Origin of the sequence: Paucisalibacillus globulus DSM 18846 (assembly GCF_000482485.1) — a bacterium.
GTDB classification, from domain to species: Bacteria; Bacillota; Bacilli; order Bacillales; family Amphibacillaceae; genus Ornithinibacillus; species Ornithinibacillus globulus.
Window position 1 is genome coordinate 92,589 of the sequence record NZ_AXVK01000015.1, and the last position, 19,861, is coordinate 112,449.

Here is a 19,861-nt window from a genome sequence, read left to right on the forward strand (position 1 = left end):
CTCTTCTTATTTATATTTAAACTATAATTTTTCTATAAGATTCATGATGATTTTTGAAGAATTTTGCGAAGCTTTTTCAAGAAATTTATCAAATGAAACGGAAGACTCCTTACCCGCAATATCAGATAGTGCACGAATAACAACGAATGGACAGCTATACTGATAACATACCTGTGCAATTGCTGCAGCCTCCATTTCAGCTGCTATCATATCCGGAAAACTTTCTCTAATTGTTTTCACACGTTGTGGATCTTCCATAAAGGAATCCCCTGTTGCGATTAACCCAATCTCACCATTTACATTAAGTTGGTCAATGGCATTCATCGCTTTATCAACTAATGATAAGTCGGATGAAAAAGTTGCTGGCATTCCAGGAACTTGTCCGTATTGATAATTAAATGCTGTTACATCAACATCATGATGCACCACTTCTGAAGAAACAACTATATCTCCAACCTCTAGTTTTTCGGAGAATCCACCTGCTGAACCCGTATTAATGATAAACTTTGGAGAAAATCTCTCCATTAAGATAGTAGTTGCCATGGCAGCATTTACTTTACCAATACCGGATTTTAAAAGTACAACATCTTTTCCAATTAGACTACCCTTTATGAACAAACTACCTGCAATAATTGTTTCTTCTTTATCTGTCATTTTCCCTTTAATAATTTCTATTTCTTCATCCATTGCTCCGATAATACCAATGTACATGATGTCAATTGCCTCCTATAGTAAACCTTATTCAAATCTCTATTTTTTATCATTTTCTCTAAGTACCTCTACTAAAGTAGGTTGCCAACCTTGATTTTCAACCCAACTTAAATACACTCTGTATATCTCTGTACCAGCCTTATTTGTAACAGTACCGATAGCCTTTTGATCTCCACCATTTCCTATAAACCAAGTTGTCATATCAGCTTCTGTTAGTCCTGTAGCTGCTCGAATTGCCTTCTCCATTTCTTCCCAGTCTTGAGATTCAACAACAAACTGAGTTGTATGTGGTCCTTCTTGCTCTGTACCAATAGGTTGCCAGTTTTGTTTAAATGCTTCTATAACATTATCGTCGTCTCCAGTAGGGTCGACTTGCTCTTTTTCACCTAGTTCACTATCTATCTCATCGTTTGATTCATTACTAGAATCCGTGTCATAATCTTGATTTTCATCTATTTGTGAAGAGTCCTCCTCTGTTTCAGCAGTTTCTTCGTCAGTTTCCTTCGCTTCTTTTTCATCCTCTTCATTTAAATCTTCATTTTCCGTAGACTCATCATTAGAACCGGCAAGGTTATTGGGTTGTTCTGGTTCATCATCAGGACCAAATATCCAAAGGCCGATTAAAAGAATAATAAGGAAGCTTCCAGCAACAATTAATAAGGACATTAGCTTCGTATTTTTACGTCGTTTTTCAAACTTGTTAACACGAGTATATCTATCAAAATCACTCATACTAGTTTCCCCTCCCTATGTATACGTTATTATAGTAACATAATTTATATGCTAGGAATAATATCCTTGTCTTTAATTTTATATTTCATTTTGGTGAATACCAGTCAAGGAACGCATAGAATAATATTCAACTAAAATAGATTTTATTCAAGAAATCCCCATTGATTTTGGTCAAAAATAATAATAATAACAAAAGATAGTTTTTCAAATTTAAAAAGCGGAGATGGTTACTCCGCTTTTGTTATGACTATTCAACTTTTAATATTTTAACTTGGATGTCACCGCCTGGAGTTGTTACAGCTACTTCTTCGCCAATTTCATGGCCAAGAAGGCTTTTTGCCATTGGGGAATCATTAGAGATTTTACCTTCGAATGGATCTGCTTCAGCGCTTCCAACGATTGTATAGGTTTCTTCTTCACCATCTGGCAACTCCATAAATGTAACTGATTTCCCAAGGGAAACCATATCCGGATTTTGGTTATCATTTTCGATAATTACCGCATTACGAATCATTTTTTCAACTTGAGCAATGCGTGATTCTACAAATGCTTGCTCATCCTTTGCAGCATCATACTCAGAGTTCTCGGAAAGGTCTCCAAAATCACGTGCTACTTTAATACGTTCAACAACTTCTTGTCTTCTTTCTGTCTTTAAGAAAAGAAGCTCTTTTTCTAATTTCTCTTTTCCCTCGTGTGTCATATAATAACTTTTCTCTATAGCCATAAAAAAACACTCCTTTTATCTATCTACTGCTACCAACAATCATACTTGGTTGTGATGTATTTCATTCATCTTATAACTCAAAGTATACTATTCATAACTATGGCAGATTTTATTTTAATTTTCAATACTTTTGTTCAAACTATTTCCATTATTTTTTGACAATATCTGCTCAATTTTTGTCGCCATTATATCGATTGCAACATGATTTTCTCCACCTTCAGGGATGATAATATCTGCATATCTTTTGGTTGGCTCAACAAATTGTAAATGCATTGGACGAACAGAATTTAAATATTGGTCAATCACAGAATCTAATGATCTTCCGCGGTCCTTTATGTCACGAAGTAACCTTCTAATGATTCTTAAATCTGCATCTGTATCAACAAATACCTTGATATCCATTAAATCAACAAGGCGAGGATCCTCGAGGATCAATATACCTTCAAGGATGATTACATCTTTTGGCTCCACTCGAATAACGTCTTTTGATCGGTTATGAACTTTATAATCATAAACTGGTTTATCTATAGGTTGGCGACTTAGCAAAGCATGTATATGTTTAATTAATAAGTCATTATCGAAAGCAAGAGGATGATCATAATTTGTTTTTAAACGTTCTTCAAAAGGTAAATTACTTTGATCTTTATAATAATAATCCTGTTCAAGTACAAGGATAGTTTTATCTGAAAATCGCTGGCAAATTGACTTTGTAACAGAAGTCTTTCCACTCCCACTACCTCCTGCAACACCAATGACTACTGGTTTGTCTTGCATCATACTACCCCTTTTCATTATTTTTTATAACTAATAGCAATTCCATCACCAATAGGTAATATTGTTGTAATAAATCCAGGATGGTTTACAAGCCATTCATTATATTCTTTTATTTTTTCTACCATTTTCTTATATCGCTTATGTTCAAAGTTTGGTTCAAGTACATACCCTCTAAATAAAACATTATCAGAAATGACTATTCCGTTTTCTTTCAGAAGAGGTAATGATAATTCAAAGAACTTTTTGTACTGTCCCTTTGCAGCATCAATAAATATACAATTATATTTTCTTTTTTCATCAACAAGCTTCGTTAATTCTTCAAGTGCATCACCATGAATAATTTCAATCATGTTTTCTTTTTGTTGATTTTTTACATTTTCAACTGCTTGTCCATATCTTATTTCATCACGCTCAATGGTAGTAATTCTTGCATCTGGATTTGCTTCATTCATTCTTAATGCGGAATAACCTATAGCTGTACCAATTTCTAATATATTATCAGGTTTATTTAATCGAATTAATTGCATCAAAAAATTTATCCCAACTGGATCCATAATTGGGACATGATCTACCTTTGCTTGACTTTCTATCTCATTTACCCAATCTTCTTTTTTGGGTAAATGCTTCACTAAATAATTATTTAACATTTCATCCATATTTTACCCTCATTTATACTTATCCTATTAGGATACCAAGTTAATGCATAATTATGTTTAAGAAACCTGATATCCATTGGCTATTTAGCTCCACATATGGGTGGAATGTGAAAGATTTCCGTCTCGCCAAAAAAACGGGAAATGTGAAATAGCTTCACACTTCCTCACTTTATTGAATATATTGATTTTTATTAACCAAATGTTCTTCGAAAGTTTCAGCATAATGTATATTACCTTGCTCATCATGAAGGAAGAAATAAAATTCTGTTTCTTCCGGGTTAATTCCTGCTTCCAGTGCATTTTCTGAAAAATTCGATATTGGACCAATTGGTAACCCATCATTTCGATACGTATTAAACGGTGATTCAATTTCTAGGTCTTTTAACAATACCTTTTCCGTATGTGTACCTTTTGCATATTGAACGGTCGGGTCCGTTTCCAATCTCATTCCTGACTCAAGTCTATTATAAAAAATTCCAGAAATTTTCTTCCGTTGGTCTTCCGTTATTGCTTCTTTTTCTACTAATGAAGCCATTGTAACAGCTTCATGAATAGATAGACCTTTTTCATTAATAGCATCCATATGTTGACCTAAAACAGACTGTGTTTTATCTAGCATATTCTCAATAATTACTTCTACTGGTGGGCTTTCCTCGTAAAAATCATACGTCGCAGCAAATAAGTATCCTTCAAGTGAATATCTTAGCTCAGGATTTAAAATATCTTCCGTTAAGAAAGGATATTTTTGCATAAGTTGATTGATATAATCAGGTTCTTTAACCTTCTCTAAAAACTCTTCTTCAGTAATAGGTAATTTATCCGCATAAATTTCTGCAATTTCATCAATAGTTAAACCTTCTCGAACGGTTACACGATGGACAGGTTCTTTAATGATACGACCACTCTTAAGTGATTCAATGATTTGATCTAAAGTCATTGCCTTTGTAAATGTATAGTTACCTGCCTGAAATCCGGACTCATTCTTAAATTTAATATAGAAACGAAAAATCATGGAGTTATTTATTATATCGCTTTCTTCAAGTATTTCAGCAATTCCGGATGTTGATGAACCTAAAGGGATTTCAACTTTTACACCCTGCTCATTTCCTGGATCTACTGGTTCTAATGCTGACTTAACATATGTATAACCAGATATTCCTCCAACAACAAGGACTATAATGAGAGACAAAATAACGATTGCTACGATTTTCCGGACGGCTCTTGCGTCTTCTCCCCTAGCAACTAAATTATCTCTAAATTTACTTTTACTTTTATTTTTATCTTTATCATTTTTACCCTCGGACATCCATTATCCCCCTCTCATCCGGTATATTATACTAAAAAAAGACAATATATGCTAGGATTTATGGAAAATGCCTTCAGTTGATAATGTTTCTATTAATAAGTCATATTAATAAAATGTCTAAAATACTGTTTTCTTCTTGTTGATATTTTTATTTTCTCTTTTGATGGAAACTGCGCGGTAACTACTGAAAAACTTCCTCACCTTTAATGAATGTAGTGGGTGAAGTGTTATGATACCGCTCCGGCAGAATACTCCGCTTTCCGCGGGCACGGCCTCAGCCTCCTCGCGGAAAGACCACCGCTGCGGGGTCTTCGGACACGTGCTATTCCCGCAGGAGTCTACGTATTCTGCCTGCGCTAGTAGTAGTTTTCAAATTGAAGATTGTTTTAGATCTTGTTTTTAGTGATACTTGCTGTCAATCTAATTCCAATCTAAATTAGCGGTGGGAATATACGTAGACTCCTGTGGGAGGACAGGCCTAGGTGAGACCCCGCAACGACGAAGGAGTGAGGAGGCTCTCCAGCCGCCCACGGAAAGCGAAGTATATTCCTACCGCGGGTTAGAGGCTCAACCCAAGGTACCTACTTACCGCACAGTCTATACAAATTGAGTATTAACAACAACGTTAATAGAAAAATGCCTATAAAAAAGTAGATGTCTTTTTAGACACCTACTTTTCTCACAACAGCAAGTATATACTTACTCTTTTAAATCTTCTTCTTCTGCTAATGTGTTTAGCATTTCTTCGACGATTTCCCATTCTTCATCGGATTCAATTGCAAATAAGGATAGGTCTTCATCTTCTTTTTCTTCATAACGGAAAGCATAAACTTCTACTTCCTCATCATCTTTTTGTTCTGCAGGTATTACTGCGATATAGGAATACCCAGTTTCATCGACATCAAATGTAAATAGTACCTCAAATAAATGTTCTTCACCATTTTCGTCAGGAATGATGATGCGTTCTTTTTCTTCAATTGCCATAAATGTTATCTCCTTTTCATTTTTGATCAAGAAATCCTTGTAAAATCATCATTGCAGCCATTTTATCGATTACCTTTTTACGTTTTTTTCTACTAACGTCGGCTTCAAGTAAAACACGTTCAGCTGCCATTGTAGTTAAACGCTCATCCCATAGAACAGTAGGTAAACCGTGTACTTTTTCAATATGTTTCGCATAGTTTATTGATGCTTCTCCACGTTCTCCAATGGTACCATTCATATTTTTCGGTAATCCAATTACAACTTTTTCTACATGATGTTCGTTAATTATCTCTTTTAATTGGTTATCTGCAGACTCAATCTCAAGTTCATCCCATTTAATAGTAGTTAAACCTTGAGCTGTCCATCCTAGTTCATCACTTACTGCAACACCTATTGTTTTCGACCCAACATCCAAACCTAATATCTTCATCTAGTTACCTTTATATTGCTGTTCTAGATAGTATTTTACTAATTCTTCAATTACTTCATCTCGTTCAATTCTGCGGATTAAGTTTCTCGCATCTTTATATCTAGGAATATACGCAGGGTCACCTGATAATAAATAGCCAACTATTTGATTAATTGGGTTATAGCCTTTCTCCTGAAGTGCCTCATGGACAGTCATTAGGACTTCTTTAATATCTCGATCAAATGGTTCTTCCGAAAAGTTGAATTTCATTGTTTTATCGATTGAACTCATCATGACACCTCATTCCACTTTTTGTTTCTATATCCATTCTATCATGTTTAAAAGATTTAATATAATAATTTACAAAATAGATTAAACGATACCATCTGAAGGCATTTTATCCTTGTACGTTCAACTCTACATATTCCTGTACATATTGTAAAGCATCATTGATTTTACCTGGATCTTTACCACCAGCTTGTGCCATATCGGGACGTCCACCGCCGCCTCCACCACAAATCTGTGCTGCCTGTTTGATTAACTTCCCAGCATGTAACCCCTTATCAATTAAATCCTTTGAAACGCCAGATGCTAATTGAACTTTATTATCACTTTCGGTTGCTAATAAAATAATAGCCGAACCTAATTTTTGCTTTAATTCATCCAGCATTGTCCGTAATTGATTCATATCCTTCACATTTACTTTTTGCGCAAGTACATTAACTCCATTTACTTCTTTTACTTGGTCAAGTATGGAAGAAGCTTCTAGATTTGAAAGTTTAGCACTTAACGATTCGTTTTCTTTTTGTATTTCTTTCATTTCATGGAATAATGCATCAACCCGTTCAGGTACTTTCTCTTCATTTGTCTTTAACAGATGTGCCGTATTTTGTAATAGAGTCAATTTATCTGAAAGAAATTTATAAGCAAATTTACTTGTTACTGCTTCAATACGACGTGTTCCTGCACCAATTCCACCTTCTGAAACAATCTTAAATAGACCAATTTCTGAAGTATTACGAACGTGACAGCCTCCGCATAATTCAAGACTATAATCACCAATTTGTACGACACGGACAATTTCACCATACTTTTCACCAAAAAGAGCCATTGCTCCCATTGCTTTTGCTTCATCCAGATTCTTGAAGCTTATTTTAAGTTGGATAGAATCCCAGATCTTATTATTAACGATTTTTTCAATTTGCTCTAGTTCTTCTTTTGACACTGCACTAAAATGAGAAAAGTCAAACCGTAAACGTTCAGGATTAACTAATGAGCCAGCTTGATTTACATGTTTACCTAACACATCTTTCAGTGCTTGGTGAAGTAAATGCGTTGCAGTATGGTTTTTGATGATTAAATTTCGAGAGTCAGTATCAATTACCGCCTTCACTGTATCTCCAACATGTAGTTCACCATTTTCAACAATGGAATAATGGACATTTTGCTTTTTAGGAGATTTATGCACATTCTTTACAAATGCTGAACCATTTTGAGAAGTAATTTTTCCCTGATCAGCAATTTGTCCACCACTTTCTGCATAGAATGGCGTTTCTTGTAGGAAGATTAACACTTCTTCTCCTTGTTTAGCAATGTCTACTAATTCGCCATCCTTAATTAGCGCAACAACTTTTGTATTATTCTCTAATATTTCATAACCGACAAATTCACTTTCTACATCTAATTGGCTTAAAACCTCATCCTGAACATGCATAGAATCAACTTTTTGACGTGCATTTCTAGCACGTTCGCGTTGTTTTTGCATTTCTTCTTCATATCCAATTTCGTCCACTGCAAGACCAAATTGTTCTACATATTCCTGTGTTAATTCCTTTGGAAAACCATACGTATCATATAAGCGGAAAACTTCAACACCTGGTAGAATATTGGAGTTCTTCGCTTTTTCTTTTTCAATAAGATCCGTTAAAATTTCAAGTCCATCATTTAAAGTTTCATGGAAACGCTCTTCTTCCACTTTAATAATATTTTGGATAAAATCATGCTGTTTTAATACTGTTGGATAGAATTCTTTCATGATTGTTCCAACAATATCAACTAACTCATACATAAATGGCTTTTCAATACCGATTTCTTTTGCAAAACGAACTGCTCGGCGAATCAATCTTCTTAAAACATAGCCTCTTCCGTCATTAGATGGTAAAGCACCATCACTAATTGCAAAGCTAACCGTTCTTATGTGATCCGCGATTACTTTATAAGCAGTATCACCCGTTTGATCTACACCATATTTCACATTAGCTAATTCTTCTATTTTCTTAATGATTGGCATGAATAGGTCAGTTTCAAAATTTGTAGGTGCATTTTGAATAACAGACACAACTCGTTCTAATCCCATACCTGTATCAATATTTTTCTTTGGTAATGGTGTGTACGTATCATCTGGATTATGATTAAATTGCGAAAATACAAGGTTCCAAATTTCTAAATACCTATCATTTTCTCCACCCGGATATAATTCTGGATCCCCAGGGTCATTTCCAAATGCTTCTCCTCGATCATAGAAAATTTCCGTGTTAGGACCACTTGGACCTTCACCTATATCCCAGAAGTTTTCCTCAAGACGAATAATTCTTTCCTTTGGAATTTTTATATCATGAAGCCACATGTCATATGCTTCATCATCTTCTGGATGAACTGTAACAGATAGTAACTCTGGATCTAATCCTAACCATTTATCACCTGTAAGAAATTCCCAAGCCCATTCAATAGCTTCCTTTTTGAAATAGTCACCAATGGAAAAGTTCCCTAACATTTCAAAGAATGTATGGTGTCTTGCTGTGAATCCAACATTTTCTATATCATTTGTGCGGATTGATTTCTGTGCATTTACAATTCGTGGGTTTTCTGGAATCACACGTCCATCAAAATACTTTTTAAGTGTTGCAACACCACTATTAATCCAAAGTAATGTTGGGTCGTCTTGTGGAACTAGCGATGCGCTTGGTTCTACTTTATGACCTTTCTCTTTGAAGAAATCAAGGTACATTTGTCTAATTTGAGCTGATGTTAAATTCTTCATTCCTATTTCCTCCTTGTTTTTCACACTGTATATGTCCGCGATTCAAATACACTAGGCATTTACTTCTTGCACAGGTGGGACATATGCTCAGAGCATCAATTTTTGTTACAATTTCATTCATAAAACTAAAAACAAAGTTCTTAAAAAACAAAAAAACCTCCTCTCTGCTAAATAGCAGGGACGAGATTAGACGCGGTACCACCCTAATTATGAACAAATAATTTGTTCATCACTTTATGCATGTTAACGGTTGCGACCGACGGGGATTAGCCGTACTCTGGTTTAGCTTTCCATGGTTCTTACTTAGGATTTCTTTCAGCCTTAGAAAATCCCTCTCTATAAATTGAGTGCCATGTACTGATAACCTTCATCGTGATAATTAATATAACTAGCGATATTATAGTTAACTTTACTTATAAAGTCAATTCTTTCTTATCAAAATCCACATATGTTTTATAACCACTCTTAAAATAGTAAATGTTGGGACTGCTAGAACCATCCCTAACACACCACCAAGTTTTCCACCTAATAGCAGGACAAATATTATAGCTACTGGGTGAATTTTTATACTCTTGCCTACGATATATGGTGATAGGAGGTTTCCTTCAATCAGCTGAATCGCAAATACACCAATAAAAACAAAAAGCACCATTTTTCCTGAAATGGTTAAGGCAATTAATACTGCAGGGATTGCCCCAATAATCGGACCAAAATACGGTATAAAATTCATCAATCCCATAAAGATAGCTAATAAAAGAGCATAGTTTAATCCTAAAAACTGATAGATTAAGTAGCTCGTTAGTGCCACAAATAGACAGACTAGTAATTGCCCTCGAATATATCCACCAAGTCCCTCATCGATTGCATGAACGAGACCACTTGTCGTATCACGATATTTATGAGGGATGATACATTTTATATAGTGATTTATTTTCTTGTAATCCTTGAGAAAATAGAAAACCAATACAGGTATTACTGTTAAAATAACGATAAAATCAATTATCTTGGTTACTCCACCTATTAACTTTCCAATTAGATTATCAATTGAATGCTCCATCGAATTAATTGTTTCGTCTATCTTATCGTGCACGGTTTCGGGCAAAAAAGATGTTGATTCATATACTTGATAAATAGTATCTTGATACATCGCCACTAATTGTGGTAAATAATCATCTAAATCTCTTAATTGTGAAACAATTGCTGGATAAACACGATAAATCAAGTAACCCATTACACCAAAGAATAGTAGGTATATTAATAATATAGCAATACTTCTTGGAATATTGTACTGATGTATTTTTTGTACAATTGGATAAAGCAAATAAGCGATCAAAGCCGCAATTAAAAAAGGCACAGCTAAATGCCATAAGAATGAAAAAAAAGCTTTATAATATGGAAATAACTTTACAAGTAGAAAAATGAATAGAAAAAGTAAAATCCCAGAGATAATCCAATAGAGAAAATTAACCGGTTTTTTAGTAGAAAACATTTGGCACACTCCTTTAGTCCAAGAGTAAACCGTATGAACTAAAGGATTACCATTCTAGCTTTCTTTCTTCTTCTGTAAATAAATCATTCAGTGAACTTAGGCTCCCGTCGGATTCTACTTGATGAATCGTTAGTTCGTTTCCTGTAACAGACATTTCCACAAAGCAATTCCAGCAATAGAACTGTTGTGAACCAATTTTACCAATATCTTTACTACTGCAATTCGGACATCGCATTAACATAAGTACTAATCTCTCCTGAAAATAAAATATAAGTATTATGTTATGCTTGCCCGAGTTTTCTATAAATATACCAACTACATGAAATCATAAGGAGAAATATCTTCGTCCTCATCTATTGAATTCGTACTATTGATTGGTATTTCACCCAGTCTCTCCGTCAATTGTTCCTTCAAGGATGTATATCGCTTGTTCGTATCAAGGGTTTGTATTCCTCGAAAGAATGCTTGTTTCTCACCACAAATAATTAAAGACTGCTTTCCTCTCGTAATGGCTGTGTAAAGAAGATTCTTCCTTAACATACGATGATAGCTTGGTACTACTGGTAGTATCACAATAGGAAATTCACTTCCCTGTGACTTATGAATTGATACACAATAAGCATGCATCAAATTAATATAATCTTTTCGCTCATAAACTACTTCCCGATCATCAAATGACACTACTAATTGTTCCACATTCTCGGTATTCTCATTTTCTCTAAAAATTGCAACAACCTCACCGATATCTCCATTAAACACATGATCCTCTGGTTGATTAACGAGTTGGATCACTTTATCTCCAATGCGAAAAACTACATCATTTGCCTTTACTTCTCTTTTTCCCTTCACCTTGGGATTGATTAATTCTTGTAAAGCTTTATTGATCATAGTTATACCAGCTTGGGATCGGTACATTGGTGCTAAAACCTGTATGTCTCGAACATCTAATCCTTTTTTTATTGCTTTATCGAATACTTGTGTAATAACCTCTACTATCTGATGTTCACGACATGTAATGAAACTAAAATCTTTATCATTCTCTAATAACTCCATAGTACAAGCATTGTTTTTAATACCATGGGCTAGTTGAATTATTTTAGAGCCTTCCTTCTGTCTATAAACCTCATTCAAACTAACTTTTGGTATCGATTCATTCTCTAGCAAATCGGATAGGACCTGCCCAGGTCCGACTGAAGGTAACTGGTCCTCATCTCCAACAAGCAAAACCTGCATGTCTGTAGGTATGGCCTTAAACAAATTGTTGGCAAGCCAAATATCAACCATGGAAAACTCATCAATAATTAAATATTTTCCATTTAATTGTTCATGCTCATCTTTATCAAATCCCTCACTACCATTCCATCCTAATAAGCGATGAATCGTTAAAGCTGGTATACCAGTAGACTCCGTTAACCGTTTAGCCGCTCTTCCAGTAGGTGCTGCAAGGACAAAAGGGAAATCCTTCTTATGCTCATAGGAAGAAGGATCAATGGATACTTGGTGGATAACAGCATATGCTTTAATAATTCCTTTGATAACAGTAGTTTTGCCGGTACCCGGACCACCTGTTAGTATCATTAACTTTGATTTTAAAGCTTGATCTATAGCAGCAAATTGTTCTTTACCATAGCTCAGAACTTCTTCCTCTTCAATTTGACCAATTATTTTCATAAGGTCTGCTAAAGTTGTTTCATCTTCAATCTGGTGGGTAATAATCCGCTTAATACTAGAAGCAAAACCATCTTCAGCATAATACAGTGATGGAAGATAGACGTTACCTTGGTAAAGTATTAATTTCTTCTCTTTATTTAATTCCTCTAGAACATTTTTAATTTGGAACTCTGTTAACACTTGTTCCGAATATTGTAGTAGAGTGAGTACGTCATCAATACAGACAGATAATGGAAGAAAAACATGTCCATCAAGTACACTTTTTTGTAAAATATAAATACATCCAGCCCCAATTCGATTAGGACTGGATAAGGATATTCCATTAATTCTTGCAATCTCATCAGCAGTTTTAAATCCAAATCCTTCAATATCGAAAACAAATTGGTATGGATCCTCTTCTAAAATATTGATAGATTCGTCTTTATATTTTTCATAAATTTTTTGGGCCATTTTTAATCCAATATTATATTTGGATAAATTGACAACTACATGCTCAAAGCCCTGGTTTTCTTGAATGGTTCTTGAAATTGTATTTGCTGCTTCCTTCTTTAACCCTGGTATCGATAGAAGTACTTCGGGGTCATTCAGAACTTTAGAAACAATGGATTCCCCAAGATAATCGACCACTTTCTTTGCTGTCTTCTTTCCAATTCCATGAAACAAATCACTAGATAAATAGGCTACTAACCCATCCTTTGTGTCTGGAATAAAACTTTGGTAAGTAGTCACATTATATTGCTGTCCATATTTAGGATGTCTTTCAAGCTGTCCGAAAAACTGATAGACTGTCCCTTCTAGCAGCTGGGTGAAATACCCCTTTACTACTATTTCTTTTTCATCGTATTTTAAATTGGTATCTAGTACTTTTACTTTAGCAATGGAAAAATGCTCTATATCATTTTGAAAAATAGTATAGAGAAGTTCACCTTTGATATATTCTTGTACTTGTTCCATTTGACCATTATTCATACGAGATACCTCACTTTAATGAACCTTTAATTTACTGCTTCTTCTGCCACATTTTTGCCGTTAGCTGCTAACACATGATTCGGGTCGAATTCTAATGCTTGATTGAATAATTCCAAAGCTTTAGTAGCATTGTCTTCAAATAATGCAATTACACCTAAATTATATAAGGCATCACTATGTTCCTTATTTAAAGTAAGAACAGATTCAAATACCTCTTTTGCTTCAGAGAGTAATTCACTCTGTGCTAACACAAGTCCATATTGAAATGCTACTTCTTCATCAGTAGGAGTTAATTCTTTCGCACGTAATAAATATGGTATAGCTAATTTAAATTGTTGTTGATTTTGATGCGCCATTCCAAGCATAAAATAAACATCGGCTTCTTCAAGACCATTTTTTATAGCTTCCAAAAAGTTCTGTTGTGCTTTAGGGAAATTTTCCTTATCAAAAAAAACATTCCCTAATCCATAATAAGCTGTCGCAGTTTTATCATCTAAAGAAATTGCTTTTTCAAAAAAGTTGACCGCGTGATCATGATCCCCTAAATGCAAAAGCAAATTACCAAAATTCACAAAACCTACTGGGTCCTTAGGATTTTCTTCGATATATTCATTAAATAAATTTGCAGCTTCTTCATACTTATTTTCCTTCATTAAATCTACTGCTTGTGCAATTTTATTCATCTTCTAACTCCTTTCGGTGGAATAGCTAGCCTACGTAGTCTAAGACATGATCTTTTTTAATTACTTTGTCAATCGTTCCGCCACCTAAACATACTTCCCCATCATAAAATACTACCGCTTGGCCAGGGGTAATAGCTCGTTGGCTTTCAGCGAAAATCACACGCACATTACCGTTTTCTAATTTTTCAACTGTAACTGCACTGTCTTCTTGACGATAGCGGAATTTTGCTGTACAAGTAAATTCATTAGAAACAACTTCTGGATTTATCCAATTTAAATCTGTAGCAACAAGTTCGTCCGAATACAGACTTTCATTGCTAAAACCTTGTTCAACATAGAGTATATTGTCTTTTAAATTTTTCCCAACAACAAACCATGGATCCCCTGAACCGCCAATACCAAGTCCTTGACGTTGACCTATCGTATAATACATTAGTCCATCATGTTTACCTTTCACTTCTCCAGCAAGTGTTTGCATTTCACCTGGCTGAGCTGGCAAGTATTCACTAAGGAATTCTTTAAAGTTTCTTTCTCCAATAAAGCAAATTCCTGTACTATCTTTTTTTGTTGCTGTTGCAAGACCATGCTCACTAGCAATTTTACGAACCTTTGATTTTGGCAAGTGGCCAAGTGGGAACATAACTTTCTCTAACACATCACTCGTTAATTGATTTAAGAAATAGGTTTGATCCTTATTTGAATCCACTCCACGAAGCATTTCAATTTTACCGTCTTCCTCACGAACTTGTGCATAATGACCAGTCGCCAAATAATCAGCACCTAAATCAAGAGCATAGTCTAAAAAGGCTTTGAATTTAATTTCTTTATTACACATTACATCTGGATTTGGAGTACGCCCTGCTTTATATTCATCAAGGAAATAAGTAAATACCTTGTCCCAATATTGTTTTTCAAAATTCACGGAGTAATATGGTATATCTAATTGATTACAAACACGAACAACATCATCAAAATCTTCTGTTGCCGTACATACTCCAAATTCATCTGTGTCATCCCAGTTCTTCATAAAAATCCCAACAACATCATAGCCTTGTTCTTTAAGTAATAGGGCAGCAACAGATGAATCTACTCCCCCACTCATACCAACAACGACACGAATATCTTTATTTTCTCTCATAATAACCACCTTATTTTACTAATCGTTTAATAATTTTCGCGACACGATGTGCAGCTTCCACTACATTTTCAGTTGTATTAGCAGCACCAAAACTAAAGCGAATGGAATTGGTTGTGCATGGATTGTTGGCACCGTATATTGCCGATAATACATGTGAGGGTTCTACTGAACCCGCGGTGCAAGCACTACCACTGGATGCCGCTACTCCTGATAAATCAAAATTCGCTAATAGCTTTTCCACATTTGTACCTGAAAAACTAATATTTATAATAGAAGGAATAGTACTGTCGATCTTACCATTAATATCAAATGTTATATTTTCCTCTTTTAGAACTTGTAAAAATTGCTGTCTAAAAGCCTCATATTTTTCATTACGGCTTTCTCTTTCTTTCACCATCAATTCTACTGCAGTCTTAAATCCAATTACTCCCACCACATTTTCAGTACCTGGGCGGCGTTTACGTTCCTGCTCACCACCGAACTGTAATGCGTTGAGTTTAATACTTTCCCTTGCATATAAAAATCCAATTCCTTTTGGACCATTTATTTTATGAGCGGAAACGGATAACAAATCGACACCTAATTTATCGACATCTATTTCTATAGATCCATATGCTTGAACAGCATCTGTATGAAAGTACGCCTGATGGTCCTTTAGCAGTTCACCAATTTCTTCAATAGGCTGAATTATTCCCGTTTCATTATTAACATACATGACGGAGACTAAAATAGTGTCATGCTTCAATGCCTTTTTTAAGTCGATAATATCAATTTTGCCATTATCTTGCACAGGAAGATACGTAACCTTGAATCCTTCCTTTTCCAAGTACTCAGCAGTATGAAGTGTAGCATGATGCTCGATGTTCGTAGTAATAATATGATTTCCTTTATGTTTATTCGCTAAAGCAGTTCCAATTAAAGCTAGATTATCTGCTTCAGTTCCGCCACTTGTGAAAATAATTTCTTTTTCGTTTGCATGAATACTTTTAGCCAAAGTTCTTCTTGCTTCATCTAGTAGCTGTCTTGCTTTTCTACCATAAGCATGTACACTTGAGGGGTTACCAAATACTTCTTCATATATAGGAACCATTGCTTCAATAACCCTTTTATCCATTGGAGTAGTTGCTGCATGGTCTAAATAAATATGTTCCATGTTGTGTTCGTCCTTTCTACACTTCAGGTTAAATATAAAACATATACCCGTCCAGTTGATCGTCTTTTTCATGATTAATCAAATCTTCCAAAGTGGTTGTATCTAAAACCTCTTTAACTGCTGCCGTAACACGTCTCCAAAGAGCTTGCTTTGCAGGTTCTTCATCTTCAATTCCCTCAACTAGTGCAATTGGTCCCTCTAATACACGGATAATATCACCTGCACTAATTTCCTTTGGTTCTACAGGTAATATGTAGCCACCGTAAGCTCCACGAATGCTTTTTATTAATCCTGCATTTCTTAATGGTGCAGCTAGTTGTTCTAAATAATGTTCAGATAGACTATTTTCTCTTGCGATTGTTTTTAATGGAATTGGACCTTCCCCATAATTACGTGCTAATTCAATCATAATGGTTAGCCCATAACGGCCTTTAGTAGATATTTTCATAACAAATCTCCTCTTGTCCTTAGAAAAGCGCACGGCGTCCTTTTTGCGACGTACGGACTGCGCCTGGCCATGCCAGGTGGGTCAACGTTGCTACGCAAAGTAGCGATCTTAGTTGACCATTCCTACCGTAGGAGATAAAGGAAACACGACGACCGAATGGGAGTCGATGTTGACTTATCGCACGTAGGTGATGGAAGTCACGCTAGTCGCAGGCGCCCGGAGCTAGACATCTTTGAATTTGTACATAAAACTAACGTATTTTTTCTATATTAACTATACCATTATTACCGCTAACTTTAAAATACATGGTATTATAGCATGAAGTTAGTCTTCTTGCATTTTTTATAAATCAAGCTTAGGCTAAGAATACCAAACTATTATTTTATTCAAAGGTTGATGAAAATGAAACAAAAACCACTTGCCTACCGTATGAGACCGAATCATATCCATGAAATCATTGGACAGGAACATTTAGTTGGTGAAGGAAAAATATTAAATCGAATGGTGCAGGCAGAAAGCCTAGCATCTATGATTTTGTATGGTCCCCCAGGTACTGGAAAAACATCCATGGCGACTGCATTAGCAAAAAGTCTCCATTTACAAGTTCGTTTATTAAATGCTGTAGTTGATAAGAAAAAAGATATGGAAATCGTTGTGGAAGAAGCTAAGATGTCTGGTAACATAGTATTAATACTAGATGAAGTACACCGACTGGATAAAGCAAAACAGGACTTTCTCTTGCCTCATTTAGAAAGTAATCTGATTACATTAATCGGTTGTACGACTAGCAACCCTTACCATGCAATAAACCCCGCAATCAGAAGTCGTTGTCACATTTTCGAATTACATTCGTTAAATCCAAGTGATGTTCGACATGCAATTATGAGGGCACTAACAGACGAGAAAAACGGCTATGGTGATCAAAACATACATGTTACTGAGGAAGCATTAGACCATTTTTCAGGTAGTTCAGGTGGTGACATGCGTTCAGCATTGAATGGGATTGAATTAGCTGTAGCATCCACACCCAAAAATGATAATAATGAGATTTTTATAGATTTAGCGGTTGCCGAGGAGTGTATGCAACGAAAAAGCTTTTCCCATGATAAAAACGGAGATGCCCATTATGATGTTATTTCCGCTTTTCAAAAATCCATACGAGGTAGTGATGTCGATGCTGCGCTTCATTATTTAGGTAGGTTAATCGAAGCAGGTGACCTAGATTCCATTGCTAGAAGAATGATTGTTATTGCGTATGAAGATATTGGACTTGCGAATCCACAAGCAGGACCACGTGCAATTTCCGCCGTTCAAGCTGCTGAAAGATTAGGTTTCCCTGAAGCAAGAATACCATTAGCTGTAGCTATCATTGAGCTGTGTTTATCACCAAAATCAAACACAGCATATTCAGCTCTAGACTCTGCATTAGTGGATATTCGTAGTGGTAAAAGTGGAGATATTCCAAATCATCTTAAAGATTCCCATTACCAAGGAGCGAAAGCACTAGGACGAGGCATAGAATATAAATACCCACATGATTATCCAGGTGGCTGGATTTACCAACAATATCTACCGGATACGATTAAAAATAAACAATACTATCAACCAAAGAACACCGGAAAGTTTGAACAAGCAATGAAGCAAGTATATGAAAAAATTCTAAAAGAGAAAAAGATTAATAAATAAAAAGGACTAATACTAGGCATCCCATTACTGGGGTGCCTTTTAAATTAGGAGTACTAACGAATCATTAATCAAAGACACAAAATTTAATTTTGTCATAACGTATAAAAAGTTTCTCTCCCGTCAAAACTATTGAAAATGGAACAATGACCTGAAAAGTCACTTCTAAAACTGTTTATCTAATGAACTGACTTTTTATCAACACAATTTACTAGTTAAAATCTATAGTTTTGATTAGGTTGTTACTTGAAAAAGGAGATGAAACATACATGACAAAAGTTAGACAAGATGCTTGGTCACATGAAGATGACCTGTTACTTGCTGAAACAGTACTGCGTCATATTCGTGAAGGAAGTACACAATTAAATGCATTTGAAGAAGTTGGCGATAAATTAAATCGTACTTCTGCGGCATGTGGATTTAGGTGGAATGCTGAAATCCGAAAAAAATATATTAGTGCTATAGACCTTGCTAAAAGACAACGTAAAGAAAAGAAACGTGCCATTGAAAAAGCTAGGAAAGTTACAAGACCATCTGTTGTGGCATTTCAACCTAGCTACGAAACCATTAATAACGAGGGGTCTGATAGAAGCACTGACGTTACACAGGTTCAGCCTTCAACAATTACATTAGAAACCGTTATTCAGTTTCTAACTCAACTCAAAAGAGACTATTATGCTTCTAATCAATCAAAAGTTTCATTGGATCACGCACAAAAAGAGAATACAATGTTAAAAGAACAGATTACTAAACTTGAAAAGCAACTTTCTGATACGGAACAGGAGCTTGTTACTATTCAAGAAGATTACAAGGTATTTGTGCAAATTATGGATCGCGCTAGAAAAATGACCGTACTAGAAGATCAGGGATCATTTAAAGCACCAGCATTTCGCATGGATAAAAATGGAAATTTGGAGCAAATCGCACAAGGTTCTAATTAATTTTTAAAGGTGTCTTGGAAAATTCCTGAGACATCTTTTTTATTAAACATAAATAGGCCAGAGTCTACGATGAATAGAATCTGGCCTTTAGTTGTTCTATGTATATCATCAATCCCAATTATGCCGTCTATAGTAAGTTTTGATCCCCGCTCCTTGCAGGTGGGTGCCTTGTTTCGAATATTATACGTCCTCTTGTATGAGGCATGCATGCCAATCGAAAACAATCAGGCTCCCTCTTTTAAACTGTTCGGTCAAAACGTATGTTATAGACTAACATATCAGGATTGATTTATTTAAAGTAATCTTTGTTTGTAAAATAATCTTAACACATAAACCCGAGTCCACTCAAT

19 protein-coding genes, 1 other RNA gene and 1 other annotated feature are annotated in these 19,861 nt (G+C 35.2%); of the genes, 2 read left to right on the plus strand and 18 right to left on the minus strand.

Features of this window, described 5'->3' with window-relative positions; all coding sequences use genetic code 11:
* Window positions 1–21 precede the first annotated feature (21 nt).
* From mtnN to cymR, 17 genes are all read right to left on the minus strand, one after another.
* A complete protein-coding gene (gene mtnN / locus K332_RS0103995) occupies window positions 22–711 on the minus strand; it encodes a 5'-methylthioadenosine/S-adenosylhomocysteine nucleosidase (RefSeq protein ID WP_026906285.1) in 690 nt (229 codons plus the stop codon).
* Window positions 712–750: 39 nt separating this feature from the next.
* A complete protein-coding gene (locus tag K332_RS0104000) occupies window positions 751–1,443 on the minus strand; it encodes a YrrS family protein (RefSeq protein WP_026906286.1) in 693 nt (230 codons plus the stop codon).
* Window positions 1,444–1,690: 247 nt separating this feature from the next.
* Entirely contained in the window at window positions 1,691–2,167 is a 477-nt protein-coding gene (greA, locus tag K332_RS0104005; protein WP_026906287.1) for a transcription elongation factor GreA, read from the minus strand.
* A gap of 114 nt (window positions 2,168–2,281) precedes the next feature.
* Window positions 2,282–2,941 (minus strand): uridine kinase, encoded by a 660-nt coding sequence (udk, locus tag K332_RS0104010; RefSeq protein ID WP_026906288.1) that lies wholly within the window; start codon window positions 2,939–2,941, stop codon window positions 2,282–2,284.
* Window positions 2,942–2,958: 17 nt separating this feature from the next.
* Window positions 2,959–3,597: an O-methyltransferase gene (locus tag K332_RS0104015; protein ID WP_026906289.1), complete on the minus strand. Its 639-nt coding sequence runs from the start codon at window positions 3,595–3,597 to the stop codon at window positions 2,959–2,961.
* Window positions 3,598–3,766: 169 nt separating this feature from the next.
* Window positions 3,767–4,903: an endolytic transglycosylase MltG gene (gene mltG / locus K332_RS0104020; RefSeq protein ID WP_026906290.1), complete on the minus strand. Its 1,137-nt coding sequence runs from the start codon at window positions 4,901–4,903 to the stop codon at window positions 3,767–3,769.
* A gap of 699 nt (window positions 4,904–5,602) precedes the next feature.
* Entirely contained in the window at window positions 5,603–5,887 is a 285-nt protein-coding gene (locus K332_RS0104030; protein ID WP_026906291.1) for a DUF1292 domain-containing protein, read from the minus strand.
* Window positions 5,888–5,903: 16 nt separating this feature from the next.
* Window positions 5,904–6,317: a Holliday junction resolvase RuvX gene (ruvX, locus tag K332_RS0104035; RefSeq protein WP_026906292.1), complete on the minus strand. Its 414-nt coding sequence runs from the start codon at window positions 6,315–6,317 to the stop codon at window positions 5,904–5,906.
* Entirely contained in the window at window positions 6,318–6,587 is a 270-nt protein-coding gene (locus tag K332_RS0104040) for an IreB family regulatory phosphoprotein (RefSeq protein ID WP_026906293.1), read from the minus strand. It lies immediately after the preceding gene.
* A gap of 106 nt (window positions 6,588–6,693) precedes the next feature.
* Window positions 6,694–9,336 (minus strand): alanine--tRNA ligase, encoded by a 2,643-nt coding sequence (gene alaS / locus K332_RS0104045; protein WP_026906294.1) that lies wholly within the window; start codon window positions 9,334–9,336, stop codon window positions 6,694–6,696.
* A 173-nt stretch (window positions 9,337–9,509) separates the two neighbouring features.
* Window positions 9,510–9,716 (minus strand) — a binding site (T-box leader).
* Between the two features lie 41 nt (window positions 9,717–9,757).
* Entirely contained in the window at window positions 9,758–10,825 is a 1,068-nt protein-coding gene (locus tag K332_RS0104055) for an AI-2E family transporter (protein WP_026906296.1), read from the minus strand.
* Between the two features lie 46 nt (window positions 10,826–10,871).
* Window positions 10,872–11,066 (minus strand): hypothetical protein, encoded by a 195-nt coding sequence (locus K332_RS0104060; RefSeq protein ID WP_036688061.1) that lies wholly within the window; start codon window positions 11,064–11,066, stop codon window positions 10,872–10,874.
* A gap of 74 nt (window positions 11,067–11,140) precedes the next feature.
* Window positions 11,141–13,465, minus strand: a complete 2,325-nt coding sequence (gene recD2 / locus K332_RS0104065; protein ID WP_026906298.1) for an SF1B family DNA helicase RecD2 — start codon at window positions 13,463–13,465, stop codon at window positions 11,141–11,143.
* Window positions 13,466–13,491: 26 nt separating this feature from the next.
* Window positions 13,492–14,148: a tetratricopeptide repeat protein gene (locus tag K332_RS0104070; protein WP_026906299.1), complete on the minus strand. Its 657-nt coding sequence runs from the start codon at window positions 14,146–14,148 to the stop codon at window positions 13,492–13,494.
* Window positions 14,149–14,173: 25 nt separating this feature from the next.
* Window positions 14,174–15,286: a tRNA 2-thiouridine(34) synthase MnmA gene (gene mnmA, locus K332_RS0104075; RefSeq protein ID WP_026906300.1), complete on the minus strand. Its 1,113-nt coding sequence runs from the start codon at window positions 15,284–15,286 to the stop codon at window positions 14,174–14,176.
* Window positions 15,287–15,296: 10 nt separating this feature from the next.
* Window positions 15,297–16,439 carry a cysteine desulfurase family protein gene (locus K332_RS0104080; protein ID WP_026906301.1) on the minus strand — a complete coding sequence of 381 codons (1,143 nt, stop codon included), beginning with the start codon at window positions 16,437–16,439 and terminating at the stop codon, window positions 15,297–15,299.
* 28 nt (window positions 16,440–16,467) lie between these two features.
* Window positions 16,468–16,887: a cysteine metabolism transcriptional regulator CymR gene (gene cymR, locus K332_RS0104085; protein ID WP_026906302.1), complete on the minus strand. Its 420-nt coding sequence runs from the start codon at window positions 16,885–16,887 to the stop codon at window positions 16,468–16,470.
* 402 nt (window positions 16,888–17,289) lie between these two features.
* Between cymR and K332_RS0104090 the strand changes: the two genes are divergently transcribed.
* On the plus strand, window positions 17,290–18,573 hold the full coding sequence (locus K332_RS0104090) for a replication-associated recombination protein A (RefSeq protein ID WP_036688064.1): 1,284 nt from the start codon (window positions 17,290–17,292) through the stop codon (window positions 18,571–18,573).
* 266 nt (window positions 18,574–18,839) lie between these two features.
* Complete coding sequence (locus tag K332_RS0104095) at window positions 18,840–19,511, plus strand: RsfA family transcriptional regulator (protein ID WP_026906304.1); 672 nt, start codon at window positions 18,840–18,842, stop codon at window positions 19,509–19,511.
* A 107-nt stretch (window positions 19,512–19,618) separates the two neighbouring features.
* Here the strand turns inward: K332_RS0104095 and ssrS are convergent.
* Window positions 19,619–19,799, minus strand: a non-coding RNA gene (gene ssrS / locus K332_RS23535) — 6S RNA.
* Window positions 19,800–19,861 lie beyond the last annotated feature (62 nt).